The sequence below is a fragment of the Enterobacter sp. Taxon_8 genome (genome assembly GCF_058354585.1).
Window position 1 is genome coordinate 2138718 of the sequence record NZ_CM177989.1, and the last position, 18088, is coordinate 2156805.

General features: G+C 57.4%; 17 protein-coding genes. 6 read left to right on the plus strand and 11 right to left on the minus strand.

What is annotated here, in order from left to right:
• The first annotated feature begins 126 nt into the window (after positions 1-126).
• Positions 127-582 carry a GNAT family N-acetyltransferase gene (locus tag AC4IBF_RS10120; RefSeq protein WP_047651034.1) on the plus strand — a complete coding sequence of 152 codons (456 nt, stop codon included), beginning with the start codon at positions 127-129 and terminating at the stop codon, positions 580-582.
• 70 nt (positions 583-652) lie between these two features.
• On the opposite strand, the gene AC4IBF_RS10125 is transcribed toward AC4IBF_RS10120, so the two are convergent.
• Positions 653-955 carry an ArsR/SmtB family transcription factor gene (locus AC4IBF_RS10125; protein WP_045354132.1) on the minus strand — a complete coding sequence of 101 codons (303 nt, stop codon included), beginning with the start codon at positions 953-955 and terminating at the stop codon, positions 653-655.
• A gap of 160 nt (positions 956-1115) precedes the next feature.
• Here AC4IBF_RS10125 and fusA point away from each other — a divergent pair, with 160 nt between their 5' ends.
• Positions 1116-3215: an elongation factor G gene (fusA, locus tag AC4IBF_RS10130; protein ID WP_133294503.1), complete on the plus strand. Its 2100-nt coding sequence runs from the start codon at positions 1116-1118 to the stop codon at positions 3213-3215.
• 35 nt (positions 3216-3250) lie between these two features.
• Here the strand turns inward: fusA and AC4IBF_RS10135 are convergent, their stop codons facing one another.
• Positions 3251-3823: a flavin reductase family protein gene (locus tag AC4IBF_RS10135; protein WP_133294502.1), complete on the minus strand. Its 573-nt coding sequence runs from the start codon at positions 3821-3823 to the stop codon at positions 3251-3253.
• Positions 3824-3931: 108 nt separating this feature from the next.
• Here AC4IBF_RS10135 and nhoA point away from each other — a divergent pair, with 108 nt between their 5' ends.
• Positions 3932-4777 carry an N-hydroxyarylamine O-acetyltransferase gene (gene nhoA, locus AC4IBF_RS10140; RefSeq protein ID WP_136194927.1) on the plus strand — a complete coding sequence of 282 codons (846 nt, stop codon included), beginning with the start codon at positions 3932-3934 and terminating at the stop codon, positions 4775-4777.
• A gap of 34 nt (positions 4778-4811) precedes the next feature.
• Here the strand turns inward: nhoA and AC4IBF_RS10145 are convergent, their stop codons facing one another.
• A complete protein-coding gene (locus AC4IBF_RS10145; protein WP_115875218.1) occupies positions 4812-5405 on the minus strand; it encodes a TetR family transcriptional regulator in 594 nt (197 codons plus the stop codon).
• 116 nt (positions 5406-5521) lie between these two features.
• On the opposite strand from AC4IBF_RS10145, the gene AC4IBF_RS10150 reads away from it, so the two are divergent.
• Both AC4IBF_RS10150 and AC4IBF_RS10155 read left to right on the plus strand, forming a co-directional pair.
• A complete protein-coding gene (locus AC4IBF_RS10150; protein WP_491463287.1) occupies positions 5522-7009 on the plus strand; it encodes an MFS transporter in 1488 nt (495 codons plus the stop codon).
• 89 nt (positions 7010-7098) lie between these two features.
• Positions 7099-8982: a potassium transporter Kup gene (locus AC4IBF_RS10155; protein WP_136194925.1), complete on the plus strand. Its 1884-nt coding sequence runs from the start codon at positions 7099-7101 to the stop codon at positions 8980-8982.
• 34 nt (positions 8983-9016) lie between these two features.
• On the opposite strand, the gene AC4IBF_RS10160 is transcribed toward AC4IBF_RS10155, so the two are convergent.
• Genes AC4IBF_RS10160 through AC4IBF_RS10190 form a run of 7 tightly spaced genes read right to left on the minus strand, consistent with a single transcriptional unit; the run spans position 9017 to position 15467 of the window.
• Complete coding sequence (locus AC4IBF_RS10160; protein WP_491463288.1) at positions 9017-10243, minus strand: Zn-dependent hydrolase; 1227 nt, start codon at positions 10241-10243, stop codon at positions 9017-9019.
• A complete protein-coding gene (locus tag AC4IBF_RS10165) occupies positions 10240-10722 on the minus strand; it encodes an L-2-amino-thiazoline-4-carboxylic acid hydrolase (protein WP_136194923.1) in 483 nt (160 codons plus the stop codon). Before AC4IBF_RS10165 ends, AC4IBF_RS10160 begins: the two co-directional genes overlap by 4 nt.
• A 17-nt stretch (positions 10723-10739) precedes the next feature.
• On the minus strand, positions 10740-11897 hold the full coding sequence (locus AC4IBF_RS10170) for a branched-chain amino acid ABC transporter substrate-binding protein (protein WP_491463289.1): 1158 nt from the start codon (positions 11895-11897) through the stop codon (positions 10740-10742).
• A 28-nt stretch (positions 11898-11925) separates the two neighbouring features.
• Positions 11926-12645 carry an ABC transporter ATP-binding protein gene (locus tag AC4IBF_RS10175; RefSeq protein WP_133294494.1) on the minus strand — a complete coding sequence of 240 codons (720 nt, stop codon included), beginning with the start codon at positions 12643-12645 and terminating at the stop codon, positions 11926-11928.
• The gene (locus AC4IBF_RS10180; protein ID WP_136194921.1) at positions 12638-13405 is read right to left on the minus strand and encodes an ABC transporter ATP-binding protein; all 768 of its coding nucleotides are present in this window, start codon (positions 13403-13405) and stop codon (positions 12638-12640) included. Before AC4IBF_RS10180 ends, AC4IBF_RS10175 begins: the two co-directional genes overlap by 8 nt.
• The gene (locus AC4IBF_RS10185) at positions 13402-14508 is read right to left on the minus strand and encodes a branched-chain amino acid ABC transporter permease (protein WP_115875203.1); all 1107 of its coding nucleotides are present in this window, start codon (positions 14506-14508) and stop codon (positions 13402-13404) included. Before AC4IBF_RS10185 ends, AC4IBF_RS10180 begins: the two co-directional genes overlap by 4 nt.
• Positions 14509-14516: 8 nt before the next feature.
• Entirely contained in the window at positions 14517-15467 is a 951-nt protein-coding gene (locus tag AC4IBF_RS10190) for a branched-chain amino acid ABC transporter permease (protein ID WP_133294491.1), read from the minus strand.
• 170 nt (positions 15468-15637) lie between these two features.
• Here AC4IBF_RS10190 and AC4IBF_RS10195 point away from each other — a divergent pair, with 170 nt between their 5' ends.
• The gene (locus AC4IBF_RS10195; RefSeq protein ID WP_143345165.1) at positions 15638-16582 is read left to right on the plus strand and encodes a LysR substrate-binding domain-containing protein; all 945 of its coding nucleotides are present in this window, start codon (positions 15638-15640) and stop codon (positions 16580-16582) included.
• A 54-nt stretch (positions 16583-16636) separates the two neighbouring features.
• Here AC4IBF_RS10195 and AC4IBF_RS10200 read toward each other — a convergent pair whose 3' ends face one another.
• Entirely contained in the window at positions 16637-17746 is a 1110-nt protein-coding gene (locus AC4IBF_RS10200) for a porin OmpC (RefSeq protein ID WP_133294490.1), read from the minus strand.
• Positions 17747-18088 lie beyond the last annotated feature (342 nt).

The following is an 18088-nucleotide window of genomic DNA, read 5'->3' on the forward strand; positions in this document are numbered from 1 at the left end:
AGCAATAGTGCCTGTAGCAGGATGAAAAATTGGTCTGCCTTCATGATGAAAATTGGCGGGGCAAAACGTGCCATTCAGCGAATACACTCTTCCTGAAACGAATAAACGGGTGACCAAAGAGGCAATATGAATAATACGAGCGTGACAATTGAGGCAGTTAAAGAACATGATTTTGAAAGCTGGATGCCACTGTGGAGTAAATACCAGGAATTTTATAATGTCGACCTCTCTGGGGCCGTCACTCAACGAACCTGGCAGCGATTTTTCAGCCCCGTTGAGCCGCTATTCTGCGTGGTAGCACGATGTAATGGAGACATAGTGGGTTTTGCGCATTATCTTTTTCACCGCTCGACCTGGGCTGAGAGCGATTACTGCTACCTCGAAGATTTATACGTCTGCGAAGCCGTAAGGGGCAAACACATTGGCAAACAGCTAATAGAATATGTTCAGAGAGAAGCGAGAAAACATCACGCCAGCCACCTTTACTGGCATACGCATGAAGCCAATTATCGCGGGCAACGATTGTACGACTGGATTGCGAAGAAAAGTGGAATGATTGAATATCGTATGCAGGTTAGATAAATCCCTTCGCTGACGTAATGCCCCCCTCAAATATGTACGGGGCATTTTTCAGGAAAAAACAGGCATGTCCTTATGATTTGGCCTGTAAAAGTATCTCCATCAGCCCTGGAAAACGGGCATCCAGATCCTCTCTTCGCAACGAAATCATGTTCTCCCGCCCCTGCGGACGCTGCCAGATGACCCCGCTGTCGCGCAGTACGCGCCAGTGGTGTGTCATCGTGGACTTCACCACGTCTTCCGGACGCAGCGCGTTACAGCTGAGTTCGCTGCCATCGGCGAGCCGGCGAATAATCGACAGCCGGAGCGGATTGCCGAGGGCAAACAGCACATTTTCCAGCAATATTTGTTCAGTTTCAGGGTGGTTTGGGATCATCGTTTTCCTGCGTATGGCGTCAGATTGAGCTATATCAACAATAGGTCAACCATTAAAAAATAGTTCGATAATACTCGTACAATAGGACTATTATAGCAAACGAACGAATGCACGACCATCCTGGTCGTCACAAACAAGTCATAAGACTTAAGGAAATATCATGCCCCGACCCATCCCTCTCGAACGTTATCGCAACATCGGTATCTCCGCGCATATCGATGCCGGTAAAACCACCACCACTGAGCGCATCCTGTTTTATACCGGGATGAGCCACAAGCTGGGTGAAGTACACGATGGCGCGGCAACCACAGACTGGATGGCGCAGGAGCAAGAGCGCGGGATCACGATTACCTCGGCGGCCGTCAGCTGCTTCTGGCCGGGTATGGACAGAGGATATGAACCGCACCGGATCAACATCATCGACACACCGGGGCACGTGGATTTCACCATTGAGGTGGAACGTTCCATGCGCGTGCTCGACGGCGCCGTGATGGTGTATGACTCCGTGGGCGGCGTGCAGCCTCAGTCGGAAACCGTCTGGCGTCAGGCCAATAAATATCACGTTCCGCGTCTGGCCTTCGTTAACAAAATGGACCGTCCGGGTGCCGATTTCTTCCGCGTCGTGCGGATGATGCAGGAACGCCTGAAGGCCAATCCGGTGCCGATTGTCATCCCGGTAGGCGCAGAAGATCGTTTCACCGGCGTGGTGGATCTCATCAAGATGCGCACTATTCTGTGGGACGATGCGACGCAGGGCATGGTGTTTACCTATGCGCCCGTGCCGGATGATTTAGTCAGCACCGCCCAGGAGTGGCGTGAAAAAATGGTCTCTGCGGCTGCGGAAGCCAGCGATGAACTGATGGATAAGTACCTGGAAACCGGCGACCTGACGGAAGCGGAAATCATCAAAGGGTTGCGTATTCGCACTATCTCGGGCGAAATCCAGCCGATGCTGTGCGGCAGCGCGTTCAAAAATAAAGGCGTGCAGCGCATGCTCGATGCGGTGATTGAGCTTATGCCGTCGCCGCTGGACGTGCCGGCCATTGATGGCGTGGATGAAAAAGGGCAGCACGCGGAGCGTCATCCGAGCGATGATGAGCCGTTCTCGGCCCTGGCGTTCAAGCTGATGAGCGACCCGTACGTTGGTCAGCTGACCTTTATCCGCGTGTACTCGGGCGTGCTGCGTAAAGGCGACGCGGTGTATAACCCGGTGAAAGGGAAGAAAGAGCGTATCGGGCGTATCGTGCTGATGCATGCCAACGATCGTCACGAGGTGGACGAACTGCGCGCCGGAGACATCGCGGCCTGCGTTGGGCTGAAGGATGTGACCACCGGTGACACGCTCACCGATCCGAACGCCGTCATTACGCTTGAGCGCATGGAGTTCCCGGATCCGGTGATTTCGCTGGCGATTGAGCCGAAAACCAAAGGCGATCAGGAGAAAATGGGGATCGCGCTGCAGCGTCTGGCGGCGGAAGATCCGTCTTTCCGCCTGCATACTGACGAAGAGTCCGGCCAGACCATTATCTCCGGGATGGGTGAGCTACATCTTGAGATCATCGTCGACCGCATGAAGCGTGAGTTTGGCGTCGAGGCGAACATTGGCCGCCCACAGGTAACCTACCGTGAAACCCTGCGTAAAACGGTGAAGGATATCGAAGGCAAATTTGTCCGTCAGTCCGGCGGCAAAGGGCAGTACGGCCATGTGGTGCTGAGCCTGGAGCCGCTGGAGCCTGGAAGTGGTTTTAAATTTGAAGATGCCACTAAGGGCGGCGTGGTTCCGCGCGAGTTTATTCCGTCCGTTGAGAAAGGGCTGCGGGAAGCGATGAACAGCGGCGTGCTGGCCGGCTATCCGGTTGTAGACGTCAAAGCGACGCTGACGTTTGGCTCGTATCATGACGTTGACTCCTCGGAGATGGCGTTCCGCATGGCGGCGATCCTCGGCTTTAAAGAGGGCGCCCGCAGGGCGGACCCGGTGATCCTTGAGCCGATCATGCATGTGGAGGTGGAAACACCGGAAGAGTACGCCGGTAACATCATGGGCGATCTCTCTTCACGTCGCGGTATGGTGCAGGGGATGGCGGAGCAGTACGGAAGCCAGATTATTCGCGCTGACGTGCCGCTGGCAGAGATGTTTGGCTATGCCACGACATTGCGCTCGATGTCCCAGGGACGCGCGACGTATACGATGGAGTTCCATCATTTTGCGGAAGCCCCGCGGAATGTTGCGGATGAAATTATTGCGCGTCGTGCGAAGTAATGCGGTCACCCTCTCCCAATTGGGGGAGGGTTTTCTCAATCCAGCGCCTTCACCATTTTCCCGCTCGCCACAAACGTCCCGGCCCCAAGATGATGCAGGGTATTAAGCTTATCCCCGTCAAACTGCCAGCGTCCGGCGACAAACGCGCGTTCATCAGCTGCCGCTGAAACCACTTCACCAAACAGCGTATCGTATTTTTCTGCCACGGAGGTGACGGGTAGTAACCGACACTCCATCCACGCCAGACATTTTTCTTCAATCATCGGCAGGCCAAGCTCAGGACCGTTCACCACCGGGATCCCGTAGCAGTTGAATTTGTCTTCATCGCGCCCGCTGACGCTACCGACCGCGTATGTCCAGTTGGCCGCCGCCACGCCGGGGATGACGATGCCAAACTTTCCGCTGCGCTCGATCAGCTCGCGTGACCAGGTACTTTTATCCACGACGATCGCGATGCGCGGCGGTTCAAACTCAACGGGCATTGACCATGCGGCGGCCATCACGTTACGTCTGTCGAGGCTTTCATCCCGACTGGTGATAAGCACAGTAGGGCCGTGGTTCAGCAGACGGCTGGCATGACGTAATTCAACAGGGCGAAAGTGGCTCATAGGATCTCCTCATCTACACCGATGATTATGGCGAAAAAGCACGTAAATCAAAGTGAGTGGGTAAAATTAGTTTATAAACAGAACATCACAATTAAAGGAAACTGATGCATGTCCCCATTCCTGACCGCCTATTTCGCCCGCATCGGCTGTACGCAGCCGACACGGGTGGATATCGATACCCTGCGCGCGCTGCATTTACATCACAACTGTGCGATCCCTTTTGAGAATATCGATGTCGTTCTGCCGCGCGAAATCCAGCTTGACGATCGGTGCCTCGTTGACAAGCTGGTCACCGCACGTCGCGGAGGCTACTGCTTTGAGCAAAACGGCCTGTTCGAGCGCGTATTGCGTGAGGTCGGATTTACGGTGCGCAGCGTGCTGGGACGCGTGGTATTAGCGAGTCCGCCGCAAATGCCGCCGCGCACGCATCGCCTGCTGCTGGTTGAGCTTAACGGTGAGCGCTGGATAGCCGATGTCGGGTTTGGCGGCCAGACGCTGACGGCGCCGATTCGCCTGCTCGCTAATGAAGAACAGGAGACTCCGCACGGGCTGTACCGTCTGCTGAGCGAGGGCAACGACTGGGTGCTGCAGTTCCGTCACCACGAGCACTGGCAGTCGATGTACCAGTTTGACCTGACTACGCAGTATTTCAGCGATTACGTGATGGGGAATTTCTGGTCGGCGCACTGGCCGCAGTCGCATTTCCGTCATCATCTGTTGATGTGTCGCCATCTGCCGGACGGCGGCAAGCTGACGCTGACCAACTTCAACTTTACCCACTGGCAGAATGGCCATGTGGAGGAGCAGATCCATTTGCCGGATGCCGAGGCGCTTTATCAGCTGATGCAGGAACGCTTTGGACTGGGCGTTGACGATGCAAAACACGGATTTTCCCTGGCGGAGCTAACGGCGGTAATGGCGGGCTTTGATACACATCCTCAGGCCGGGAAATAATGCGCAAAGAGGGGGCTGTTGGCCCCCGACAACTTCACTTCTGAGACGGGGGAGTAAATAACTCGAGGGTGATTAATTTATCCAGATGATTGTTAAACGCGGTTTCATCCATTTCGGGCATGTTTAAGATATACATCCCGTCAAGACCGCATACTAGGCCAATCAAGCGCCAGGCGATATTTTCTGCCCGATCGCCAGGACGAAATACCCCGGCCTCCGTTCCCGCGCCGATCAGCGCCACCGTTTCCTGATGCCACATCTCCATGGTCATTACATAGGCGCCTTTGATATCGGCATCGCGGCTGGCCAGGATCTGCGCTTCGCGCCACAGGCGAATATAGGGCTCGAACCTGCCGTCATCGCTGCCGAGCATGGCATGAAGCTGCTCCCGCCATCCCGCCTGTTTACCCGCGACATCCGCATCCAACAGCTCGCGAATTAACCGTACGAAGGCCAGCGATTTTAGCTCTCCGCCGGAGGTAAAATGGTGGTGAACCTGTCCGGTCGCAACCCCGGCTTCAGCTGCAACGCGGCGTACCGTCATTGCCGCCAGTCCTTCGGCCAGCGCCACGCGCATGGCGGCCTGTAAGATGGCTTCGCGCCGTTCATCCTTGCTCAGATATCGCATCGTTACTCACTCTCAATGGGAACGAAACGAGTGTAACAAAAAGCTGGACACGCGTTCAACTTTACGTAGGATCGCAATCTGGACATGTGTCCAGGTTTAAAATGAAAAGGAAATTTATGTTTCGTCAGTGGTTAGCGTTAGTGATTATCGTGCTGGTGTATATCCCGGTCGCGATTGACGCGACGGTGCTGCACGTGGCGGCGCCAACATTGAGCATGACGCTGGGCGCCAGCGGTAACGAATTATTGTGGATCATCGATATCTACTCGCTGGTGATGGCGGGTATGGTGCTGCCGATGGGCGCCCTGGGTGACCGGATTGGTTTTAAACGACTGCTCATGATTGGCAGCACGCTGTTTGGCCTGTCGTCGCTGGCGGCAGCGTTTGCCCCTTCAGCAGGATGGCTGATCGCGGCGCGCGCCTCGCTGGCGATCGGTGCTGCAATGATCATTCCTGCCACCCTGGCGGGGATCCGCACGCTGTTTACCGACGCGAAAGATCGCAACATCGCGCTCGGCGTCTGGGCGGCGGTCGGTTCCGGCGGGGCGGCGTTTGGCCCGCTGATCGGCGGTATGCTGCTGGAGCATTTTTACTGGGGATCGGTGTTTTTAATCAACGTGCCGATTGTGCTGGTGGTGGTTTCGCTGGCCGCGCGTTTTGTCCCTCCTCAGCAGGGACGCCCGGAGCAGCCGCTGAATATCAGCCATGCCATCATGCTGATCGTGGCGATTTTGCTACTGGTCTACAGCGCCAAAACCGCGCTAAAAGGCGCGCTGTCGCCGTGGCTGGTAGCTTCCGCGCTGGTGACCGGCTCGGTGCTGCTGTTTATCTTCGTGCGTATTCAGCTGCGCGCCCGCGTGCCGATGATCGACATGCGCCTGTTCTGTCACCGCATCATTCTGAGCGGCGTGGTGATGGCGATGACCGCCATGATTGCCCTGGTCGGGTTTGAGCTGCTGATGGCCCAGGAGCTGCAGTTTGTTCACGGCTTTACGCCGTTTGAAGCGGGCATGTTTATGCTGCCGGTGATGGTCGCCAGCGGGTTCAGCGGGCCGATCGCGGGCGTGCTGGTTGGGCGTTTGGGGCTACGCATTGTCGCTGCGGGGGGCATGGGGCTTAGCGCCGTCAGCTTTATCGGCCTGTCGACGCTCGACTTCAGCACGCAGCAGTGGCAGGCGTGGGGGCTGATGGTGCTGCTCGGCTTCAGTGCCGCCAGCGCGCTGCTGGCCTCGACTTCCGCCATTATGGCTGCCGCGCCGAAGGAGAAAGCCGCCGCCGCAGGGGCGATTGAAACCATGTCCTATGAGCTGGGGGCCGGGTTGGGGATTGCGATCTTTGGCCTGCTGTTGACCCGCAGCTTCTCGGCGTCGATTGAGCTGCCGCAGGGGCTGAACGCCTCGCTCGTCGTCAAAGCCTCGTCATCGATTGGTGAAGCGATGAAGGTGGCGCAGAACCTGACGCCGCATCTGGCTGAGCCGGTGATTGAGGCGGCGAAAAGCGCGTTTATTATGTCCCACAGCGTGGCGCTGGGCAGCGCGGGCGGAATGCTGCTGTTGCTGGCAGTGGGGATCTGGTTTAGCCTGGCGAAGGTCAATCCGCAGTAAACAGCGCAGTAAAACAGGGCGAGCGGTTGGCGCGGGCGGGGCTGATGGGCTATGTTTTTTACAGGATTATCTGACTCTTGCTGGAAAATATGAGCTCTCGCCACAGCAGTGATGCGTCCCAACCGCTTTCCCGGTTAACCCTGCTTGCGGGGGGCGCGCTGGGCGTCGTTTTTGGTGATATCGGCACCAGCCCGCTTTATACCTTCCGGACGGTGCTTTCGCTCTCAGAGCATGACCCTACGCCAGGCGTCATCCTGGGCCTGCTCTCTCTTATTACCTGGACGCTTATCCTGGTGACCTCCATCAAGTATGCCGCCTTCGCCATGCGAATTGATAATCATGGTGAGGGAGGCATTATGGCCCTGATGTCGCTTCTGGTGGAAAAAGGCAAAGGCGGTCGCTGGGTCATTTTTGCTGCCCTCATCGGCGCCGCGTTAATTTACGGAGATGGCGCGATAACCCCGGCCATCTCCGTGCTTTCCGCTCTGGAAGGGCTGGAGATGGTCATTCCGGAGTCCCAGCCGTACATATTACCCCTGACGGTGGCGGTGTTGCTGGCGCTGTTCCTGATCCAGCCTTTTGGTACCGCCCGCATAGGGAAGATATTTGGCCCAGTGATGGCGCTGTGGTTTCTGGCGATTGCGGCTCTGGGCGTGCGGGGGATCGTTCAGCACCCCTCGGTATTGCTGGCCCTCAATCCTGCGTACGGCATCGCGTTTTTGTTTTCAAACGGGTACACCAGTTTCCTGGTCCTGGGCGGCGTATTTCTCTGCGTGACGGGGGCCGAGGCCCTGTATGCAGACATGGGGCATTTTGGCAAAAAGCCCATCTGGCTTGCCTGGTACGGCATCGTCTTTCCTTCGCTGCTGCTCAACTATGCTGGTCAGTCAGCACTGATTCTGGCCGGTGCCGACAGCAAACAAAATCTATTCTATACGCTCTGTCCGCCAGCCTTGCAGGTACCGCTCATCATTCTTGCCGCGCTGGCGACGATCATCGCCAGTCAGGCGATTATTACCGGCGCGTTTTCCATGACGCGTCAGGCGATTCAGCTCGGCTGGCTACCACGATTACGCATCAAGCAGACGGCGGCAGAAAGCTACGGTCAGATTTATATCGGGATAATCAACTGGCTGCTGATGGTAGTAACCATCGGGCTGGTGGTGTTCTTTAAATCCTCAGATAAGCTTGCAGCGGCGTACGGGATTGCCGTGTCATTAACCATGCTGATGACTACGGGGCTGTTGTTTGTGGCGATGCGGGAAGTGTGGCGCTGGAGCCTGGCCAGCAGCGCGGTTATCGCCCTCTGTTTTCTGGTAATTGATGCCACATTCTTATTTGCCAATCTGATAAAGGTCCTGGAAGGCGGCTATATACCGCTGCTGATGGCCGCAGCGATTTGTACGGTGATGCTGATTTGGCACCGCGGCGTTAAGGCGGTATCCGCATCGGTGGGCGAGAAGGGCGTCAGCGTGGACGCGTTCTTTGCTCAGCTTCAGCAAAAGACGGTGCCCAGAGTGGCGGGATCTGCCGTCTTTTTGACCCGCACGCAGAACAATATCCCTCCGGTAATGCGCTGGCACGTCGCGCGAAACCGGGCGCTACAGCAGGACGTGTTGTCGCTGACCATTGATATTCTCAACGTTCCCTACGTCGGGGAAGAGCAGCGTATCAGGGTGGAACAGCGCGCGCCGGGCTACTGGCACGGCGTTGCGCAGTATGGCTTTATGGAACACCCTGATATCCCGCGTTTGCTGCAGGGCGTTAGCGAGATTAACGCGCTTTTTGCCACCGATGACGCCACCTGGTATGTCGGGCATGAAACCATTGTGGCAGGCGAAGGCGGGGCCGGTATGGCGGCCTGGCAACGGCACATATTTGCCTTCATGAAGCGCAACTGCACGCACGTCATCAACCACTACCACCTTCCCAGCGATCGGGTGGTTGAAATCAGCCGCCGCGTTGCCGTCTAGCGTCGCGCGAAAGCAGGGCTGCTTCCGCGCCGTTCTAGCTCTCCTGGGCCGCGGACAGGACGCTATGCAGCAGCACATTCGCCCCTTTTTCCGACCACTCTGGCAGGATCCTCTCCGCTTCGTTGTGGCTGACGCCTTTCACGCAGGGGATAAAGATCATGCTGGCGGGCGCAATTTTGCTGACATAGCAGGCGTCGTGTCCTGCACCGGAGACCATCGGTTTCGACGAATAGCCCAGTTCCGCCACGGCCTTCTCGGAACGCGCCAGGCATTCGGCATCAAACGCGATGGGCGCGTAGTCAAAAATGCGTTCAACGAGAGCCAACACGCCGCGCAGGCTCAGGCTTTCAGCTACCTTATGCAGCGCTGCCTCCATGGCTTCCAGCGCCGCCTGCGCCGGATGGCGAAACTCCACGCTGCATACCACGCGAGACGGCACGACGTTGCGCGAGTTTGGCGTAACCTGCGCCATACCGATCGTCGCACGTCCGTCCGGCGCATGCCGATAGCCAATCTCTTCCACCTTCAGCGCCAGCTCGGCGAAGGCGGTCAGCGCGTCGCGGCGGCTGTGCATCGGCGTGGTGCCCGCGTGGGCGGCAAATCCGTCCAGCGTCAGGGTAAACCAGCGCTGGCCCATGGCCGCGCGGACTAACCCGATATCGATGGCTTCATCTTCCAGAATCAGGCCCTGTTCGATGTGCAGTTCGTAGCAGGCGTGAACCGGAAACGCGCGGGCAGGGGCTTCACCCCGGTAGCCAATGCTCTCCAGCGCTTCACCTACGGTGATACCGTCGATATCCGCGCGGGCATGGGCGTAGGCTTCGCTAAACTGTCCCGTCCAGACCCCTGATGAGAGCATGGCTGGCGCAAAGCGCGCGCCTTCTTCGTTAGTCCAGTTCACCAGCACAACGTCACGCTCGGTCTCAACGTTATTATCGTTAAGGGTTCGCAGCAGCTCCAGCCCGGCCAGCACGCCGTAAACACCGTCGTAGTTCCCCCCCAGCGGCTGGGTATCAACGTGCGAACCGGTCATGACCGGGGCAAGCTGCGGTTTTTTCCCGGCGCGACGGATAAACATATTGCCCATGCTGTCGACGTCACAGGTAAAACCGGCATCCAGCGCCCAGTCGCGCAGCAGGTTGCGCGCAATACGATCTTCCTCGCTCAATGCCAGACGGGTGACGCCACCGGCGGGCGTGCCGCCGATCTGCGCCATCATCTCAAGCGTTGACCACAGCCTTTCGGCGTTGACGCGGATCATGTCTTGTCCTTAGTGCTGCGGTAGCGGAAATCACAGCACGAACCGCCCTGCATGATTGTGGTGGTGCGGGTCAGCTTCACGTCCGGCGCATAGCCAACGATGAATTTTTCATCGCGCGCGCAGGAGAGCAGGTGACCAATCTCGCCCAGCCCCATCTCGTGATACATCTCCGCGTAGCGACAGCGGGTGACGTTGTAGTTGTACTGCTGGTCGTCGGCGTCGATCACCTTCACGTCCAGGGCATTATCTTTCTCCCACAGATACTGTAGGGCGATAAAGCTCTTTACGTCCGCGATGTTGGGCTCTTTGCTGGCAAACGCTTTGCCTGCGTCAATTGCGGCCTGCTCAATAGCCTCGCCAATCACCGCCTGGGCGCGGGTTTTCCCTATCTCGCGCACCAGGATTTCATAAATTGGCTTAATAATTTCGGCTTCAATTTTGCGGCGGGCGAGAATGCCCAGCTCGTTATTATCACTCATCACATTGCCTCGCTGCGTTACTTCGCTTTTGCGCCGCCCAGCACGGTCTGCGGCTGCCATTTGCCGTCGACAACCTTATAGACCGTGAACGACGGCGATTTCAGGTTGCCCTCTTTATCAAACGCAATCTGCCCGGTGACGCCGGAATAGCTGATGGCGCGCAGGGCTGGCAGATAGTCGGAGGGCTCAACGGAGTCTGCTTTTTCCATTGCCGCAACCAGCACGCGGGTAGCGTCATAGGCGAACGGGGCGTGCAGTTCGATATGGGTGTGGTAGCGGGACTGATAGGCCTGTTCGAATGCCTTTCCACCCGGCATCTGGTCAACGGGCAGACCCGGCTCCAGCGCCACCACACCTTCGCCTTCTTTCTGCGCCAGCTTGAGGAACGTCTGGCTGACGAATCCGCCTGCGCCCATCAGCGTGGCGTTCATGCCCAGCTGTTTGATGCGACGGGCCAGCGGTGCGGCCTGGCTGTCGACGCCGCCGAAGAAGATCAGATCGGCGTTTTTACTGCGGATGGCGGTCAGCACGGCGCTGAAGTCCACCGTTTTGTCATCAACATACTGACGATCGACAACCTTCACGCCCTGTGCTTCCAGCGATTTAATGAACTGGTCCGCCAGTCCCTGACCAAAGGCGGTACGGTCATCGATCACCGCAATGCGTTTGGCTTTCAGGGTATTCACCGCGTACTGGCCGGCGAGCTGGCCGCCGTCATCGTCGTGGCCCATCACGCGGAAGCTGGTGTCAAAACCCTGTTTGATATAGGCGTGACCGGTCGCGACCGGTGCCACCTGTGCGATGCCCGCATCGTGATAAACGCGGGCCGCTGGAATGCTGGTGCCGGTGTTCCAGTGACCGACCACGCCCGCCACGCCGCTGTCCACCAGACGCTGTGCGACGGCTACGGCGGTGCGCGGGTCGGACTGATCGTCTTCGGACTGCAGCCTGAAGGTCACCGCTTTGCCACCGATGGTCGGGTGCTGCTTGTTAATGTCGTCAATTGCCAGCTGCGCGCCGTTCTCCAGATCTTTACCGATACGGGCAGACGGGCCGGTCAGCGGCCCCGCCAGACCGATGACCACGGTTTCACCGTCGGCGGCCCACGCGGACGTGGAGGCAAAACTACCGAGCAGAATAGCGGCGCTGAGCGCACTGATTTTTACTGTTTTCATGGTATTTCCCTGATGTTGGCTGGTGTGGTTAAACGGGCATTTCGCCCAAATAAATCTGTGCAATCTGGTCATCGTTAAGCAGCGCTGTCGATTCGCCATGATGAACAATGCTGCCGCTGTCCATCACCCACGCGCTGTCGGTGACTTCCAGCGCGAGACGGGCGTTTTGTTCAATAAGCAGCAGGGCGACGCCGCGCTCGCGCAGCCCGGCGATGACGGCAAAAATGTTCTCGACCATCTTCGGGGCAAGGCCCATCGACGGTTCGTCGAGGATCAGCAGGCGCGGGCGGCTGAGCAGGGCGCGGTTAAGGGCCAGCAGCTGTTGTTCGCCGCCGGAAAGCAGCCCGGCAAGCTGATGCTGGCGTTCACCCAGGCGCGGGAAGCGCTCGAACACCTCGTTCATTTCACGCTTAACGGTGACAGTGTCACGCCTGAGCCAGGCGCCCATCTGCAGGTTTTCCAGTACCGTCATGCGGGAGAAGATCCCGCGGCCCTCCGGGACCATCACCAGTCCGTCGCGAAGCAGGGCCTCCGGGCTCTGTTTACGCACCGCTTTACCGCTGAATTCAATACTGCCGCTAAAGCTTTCCAGCCCGGTAATGGCGCGCACGGTGGAGCTTTTCCCCGCGCCGTTCGCGCCGATCAGCGTAGCCTGCTCGCCCTCGCGCAGGGTAAAGGAGACATCGCGTACGGCCTGAATGCCGCCGTAATGCACGTCCAGACGTTCCACCTTCAGCAATTCAGACATGAGCGTGACCTCCAAGCCAGGCGGCGATTACAGCCGGGTCGCGCCGCACGCTTTCCGGCGTGCCGCTGACGAGCGTTTTGCCGTAATCAAGCACCGTCAGGCGATCGCAGATGCCCATCACCAGCTTGACGTCATGTTCAATCATCAGCAGGGTTTTGCCGTCATCGCGGATGCGGATGAGCAGTTCGCCGAGCGCCACTTTTTCCGCCGCGTTCATCCCGGCGGCGGGCTCGTCCAGCGCCAGCAGGAGCGGATCCGTTGCCAGCGCGCGGGCGATCTCAAGGCGACGCTGATGACCATAGGCCAGATCGCAGGCGCGAGAGTGGGCGAAATGCGCAATGCCGGTGTACTCCAGCCAGTGCCAGGCCAGTTCGCGGGTCTGCTTTTCTTCCTCGCGAGCGCGTTTGTGGCGGCTCAGCGCGGCCCACAGACCGTTACGGGTGCGCACGTGGCGGCCCACCATCACGTTTTCCAGCACCGACATCTCGTTAAACAGCCTGACGTTCTGAAACGTGCGGGCGATCCCGGCGGCGGTGACTTTCTCAATGTGCTTTGGAAAATAGGGCTTATCGGCAATGGAGAATTCGCCGCTGTCCGCCGGATAAAGCCCGGTGATCAGGTTAAAACAGGTGGTTTTCCCCGCCCCGTTAGGACCAATCAGGCCGTAGATCTCGCCCTTGTTCACGGTAATGGAAACGTCATCCACGGCGGTAAGGCCGCCGAAGCGTTTTGTCATGTTGCGTACGGTTAACAGGCTCATGCTTTCGCCTCCTTGTGGCGTACCGGCCAGATCCCGGACGGGCGCACCAGCATCACCAGCACCAGTGCCAGACCGTAAAACAGCTGACGCAGCACTTCTGGGTCAATCAGCACCGTACCGAACAGCGCCTGCTGAACCGGCGCTGCCTGGCTGCGCAGCAGTTCCGGCAGGGCGGTAAGCAGTACCGCGCCGAGGATCACCCCCGGAATGTGCCCCATACCGCCCAGCACCACCATCGCCAGTACGGCAATGGATTCCTGTAACGTGAAGGATTCCGGCGAGACAAATCCCTGAAACGCGCCGAAAAGCGCACCCGCTACGCCGCCAAAGGAGGCCCCCATCGCAAAGGCGAGCAGCTTATAGTTACGCACGTTGATGCCCATCGCGCGGGCCACATCTTCATCCTCGCGGATAGCGTGCCAGGCGCGACCAATACGGGAATGCTGCAGGCGCAGGCAGACAAAAATAATCGCCACAATCACCAGCATCAGCAGGTAGTACCACAGCCACAGGGCGGGTACTTTGAAACCAAACCAGTGGTAGACGCCGCTAAACTTCAGGCCGAACAGGTTCAGCGTATCCACTCCGGTTATGCCCTTTGCGCCGTTGGTGATGTTCACAGGACGGTCGAGGTTGCGCATCAGGATGCGGATAATTTCGCCGAAGCCAAGGGTCACTATCGCCAGGTAGTCTCCGCGTAGCTTCAGCGTGGGCGCTCCCAGTAAAATCCCGCAGACTGCAGCGACGAGCGCAGCCAGCGGAATAATGAGCAGATACGAGGTGTGCAGCCCGTCCGGGAACCAGACGCCGAGAACAGGAAACACCTCCAGCAGGTGTGGGGAGGCCATCAGCGCAGCCAGGTAGGCGCCAACCGCGTAAAAGGCGATAAAGCCCATGTCCAGCAGGCCGGTATAGCCCACCACAATATTGAGCCCCAGAGCCAGCATGATGTAGAGCAGGGCGAAGTCGATAACGCGCACCCAGTAGTTGCCGCCAAGCTGCGTGGCCACCACGGGCGCCACCAGCAGCGCGAGGCAGAACAGGCTCATGCCTGACCAGAATTTGCGCGTCGTCGCCGGAGTCTGGAGTTGAAGTGTTGTCATGGTATTCCTTACGCCCTTTGCGCCACGCGCTCGCCCATCAGGCCAGCCGGACGGAAGACCAGCACCAGGATCAGCACCATAAAGGCAAAGACATCCTGATAGTTGCTGCCAAATACGCCGTGGGTCAGTTCACCCAGGTAGCCCGCGCCCAGCGCTTCGATAATGCCGAGCAGTATCCCGCCGATCATGGCGCCACGAATGTTGCCAATGCCCCCCAGCACGGCGGCGGTAAAGGCCTTGATCCCGGGCAAAAAGCCCATCGAGAAGCTGGCGTTGCCGTAGTTGCTCGCCATCATTACGCCTGCCAGCGCGGCGAACACGCCGCCAATGGCAAACGTCAGGGTAATAATGGCGTTTGGGTTAACCCCCATCAGCGTGGCCACGCGCGGGTTTTCCGCCACGGCGCGCATGCCGCGCCCCAGACGGGTGTATTCGACCAGCAGCCACAGCCCGGTCATCACCGCCAACGCCAGCGCCACGGTGACAATACCGGTAACGGTCACGATGGCGGGCGGGTGCGCTCCGCTGCCGGACGTGACGGCGATAGGGTCCATCGGCAGGATCTGCGGGAACATCAGCGGGTTGCGCGTCCAGATAATCATCGCCACGGTTTGCAGCAGGACGGAGACGCCGATACCCGAGATCAGCGGTGCCAGGCGCGGTGCGCTGCGCAGTCGACGGTAGGCAAAGCGCTCCACGGCTATTGCCAGCAGGGCGCAAACGGCCATGGCAATCACCAGGGCAACGCCAAGCTGCAACAGCAGCGGCATGTGTGGAAAGGTGGTATTCAGGGCGTTTATGGCGGAGAGCGTGGTGAGCGCACCGACCATCAGAATATCGCCGTGAGCAAAGTTAATAATGCGCAAGATGCCATACACCATGGTATAGCCCAGCGCGATCAGCGCGTAGATGCTGCCCAGCATCACACCGTTGATCAGTTGTTGTATGAGTGTATCCAACGTCCGTACCCGCAAAGTGCTCGTTCTGCGGCTACCATCCAATAAATGAATTAAATTGTAAAATACGCATCTATTATTTCTTATGATAAATAAATATTGTTTTATCTTTATGAATTATAAGAAAATAGTTAATGCCTGCTTTTGAGTGAAAAGCCTAAAGAAATCAACATATGAATAAAACAGAACAATTGGCGAGCCTGGCGGCGTATGCAGAAAGCCGACTGGCAAACGATCCGCCGCTTCGGGCCGTACGTGCGTTCGAGGCCATCGCCCGGCTGGGCAGCGTCACGCTGGCCGCGCAGGAGCTAGACATCTCTCCGTCGGCCGTTAGCCATCAGCTCAGGGTGCTTGAAGGGTATCTGCAAATGCCGCTCACGGAGCGTCAGGGGCGCAGGCTGGTGCTGAGCCAGCACGGGCGGGAATATTACCGCTCTATCCGCGCGGCGTTTAACGTGCTGCGCCAGGCGACGGAGCACCTGGCGGAGCAGGCGCAAACGCGTCAGGTCACCATCAGCCTGATCCCACTTTTTGGTATGGGGTGGTTTATCCCACGTTTGCCTGCGTTTATGCGCGCCAATCCGCAAACGGAGATCAACGTGGTGTATGCCAACCATCGTAACTATCTGAGCGACGCGTCGGATATGTCGATTCGTTTTGGCAACGGGCAGTGGGCGGGCTATCAAAGCGAAAAGCTGATTTCCGGTCAGATGGTCCCGGTGTGCAGCCGCGCGTTTTTGCGCATTCACGGCCATATCGACACGCCCGAGCAACTGCTGCAAATGCCGCTGCTGCACGATGAGGAGCGCAGCACATGGGCGCAGTGGTTTGTACAACAGGGGGTGAAGCGCCCCGTGCGCCGCAGCGGTCCGATGTTTGAGGATGGTCTGCTGACGCTGGCGGGCGTTCAGGCTGGTCTGGGGTGTGCGTTAATGCGTGAGCCGCTGATTGCGCCTTATCTTGAGAGCGGCGAACTGGTGAAGATATTTGACCTGCCGATTGATGACGGGCGCGACTATTACCTCTGCGTGCGTACTGACTCAGAGATGACTGAAGACGGCAAGCTGCTGCAAAACTGGCTGCGTCGGGCGGCGGGTGGGGAGTCGTCTGGCGGGTAAAAGAGGGAGATAAAAAAAGCCAGCTTGTGCAGCTGGCTTTTGTACAGACAAGATTTAGAACTGGTAGGTCAGACCCAGCGCAACGATGTTGTCGGTACCGATGCCTGCCTGGCGAGTGAACTGGTTGTCGTCGAGCAGGTTGATTTTGTAATCCACGTAGGTGGACATGTTTTTGTTAAAATAGTAGGTCGTGCCAACATCGATGTATTTAACCAGATCCTGGTCGCCGAAGTTTTCGATGTCTTTACCTTTGGACTGCAGGTAAGCAATGGATGGACGCAGGCCAAAGTCGAACTGATACTGAGCCACAACTTCGAAGTTTTGCGCCTTGTTTGCAAAGCCGTAAATGTCGGTACGCTTGTTGTTAGAGGTACCGAAGCGGGTTGCGTTATAGGTCTGAGAGTACTGCGCCGCAAGGTAAATGTTGTTCGCGTCGTATTTCACGCCACCGCTGTACACTTCCGCGCGGTCGCCTTCACCGTATACGCCAGCCGCATTCTGGTCAGCGGTACGACGTGAAGAGGACATTGCGCCACCCACGCTGAAGCCTTCACCCAGATCGTAAGTCAGGGACGCGCCGTAACCGTCGCCGTTCTGGTTCAGCAGGCTGCGGCCGCTGGTGTTTTCACCGCTTACGCTGCCGTTTTTGCCCTGGTACTGCAGAGCAAAGTTCAGGCCGTCAACCAGACCAAAGAAGTCCTGGTTACGGTAGGTCGCAACGCCGTTTGCACGAGACTGCAGGAAGTTGTCGGCACCGTAGGTGTCACCGCCGAATTCTGGCAGAACGTCGGTCCAGGAAGTCACGTCGTAAATTACGCCGTAGTTACGACCGTAATCAAAGGAGCCTGCTTCCGCGAACTTCAGACCTGCAAACGCCACACGGGTCCAGGACTGGTTGTCGCCTTCGTCTTTGTTACCCTGGATCTGGTATTCCCACTGGCCGTAGCCGGACAGCCGATCGTTAACCTGGGTTTCGCCCTTGAAGCCGATACGCATGTAGGTTTTATCGCCATCTGCGCCAGCGTCATCAGAGAAATAGTGCAGACCTGTTACTTTACCGTACAGATCCAGCTTGTTACCGTCTTTGTTGTAAATTTCGGCAGCGTTAACAACGCCTGCTGCCAGCATGGAAGTGACTGCCACTGCAACTAATTTAAGTTTCATCTTAAATATTCCTTATAATTTTTTTTCAGTATTTCCTGAACCACTGTGAACGATTTCTAAACGAGGCTGTTCGTCAATGGCATGCTATTTTTAAGAATCTCGTAGTCTTATTTCAATAATAAGTTTCAAAATATTAGAGATAATTTCAATTAGTGTGATCTCGATCGTGCGAGAAGGCGGTTATTCAAACAATATGGCCGGAATTTATACGATTAATGGTTATTTAGTCAGTGGGATTATTGCTTTTAAGATAATTTCTGATGGTTTTAGTCTATTGCGTTAAATTTCGCAATTTCCGATGGTTTGGCAGGGGGGTATCGCCTGCTTCTCTTTAAAAACAAT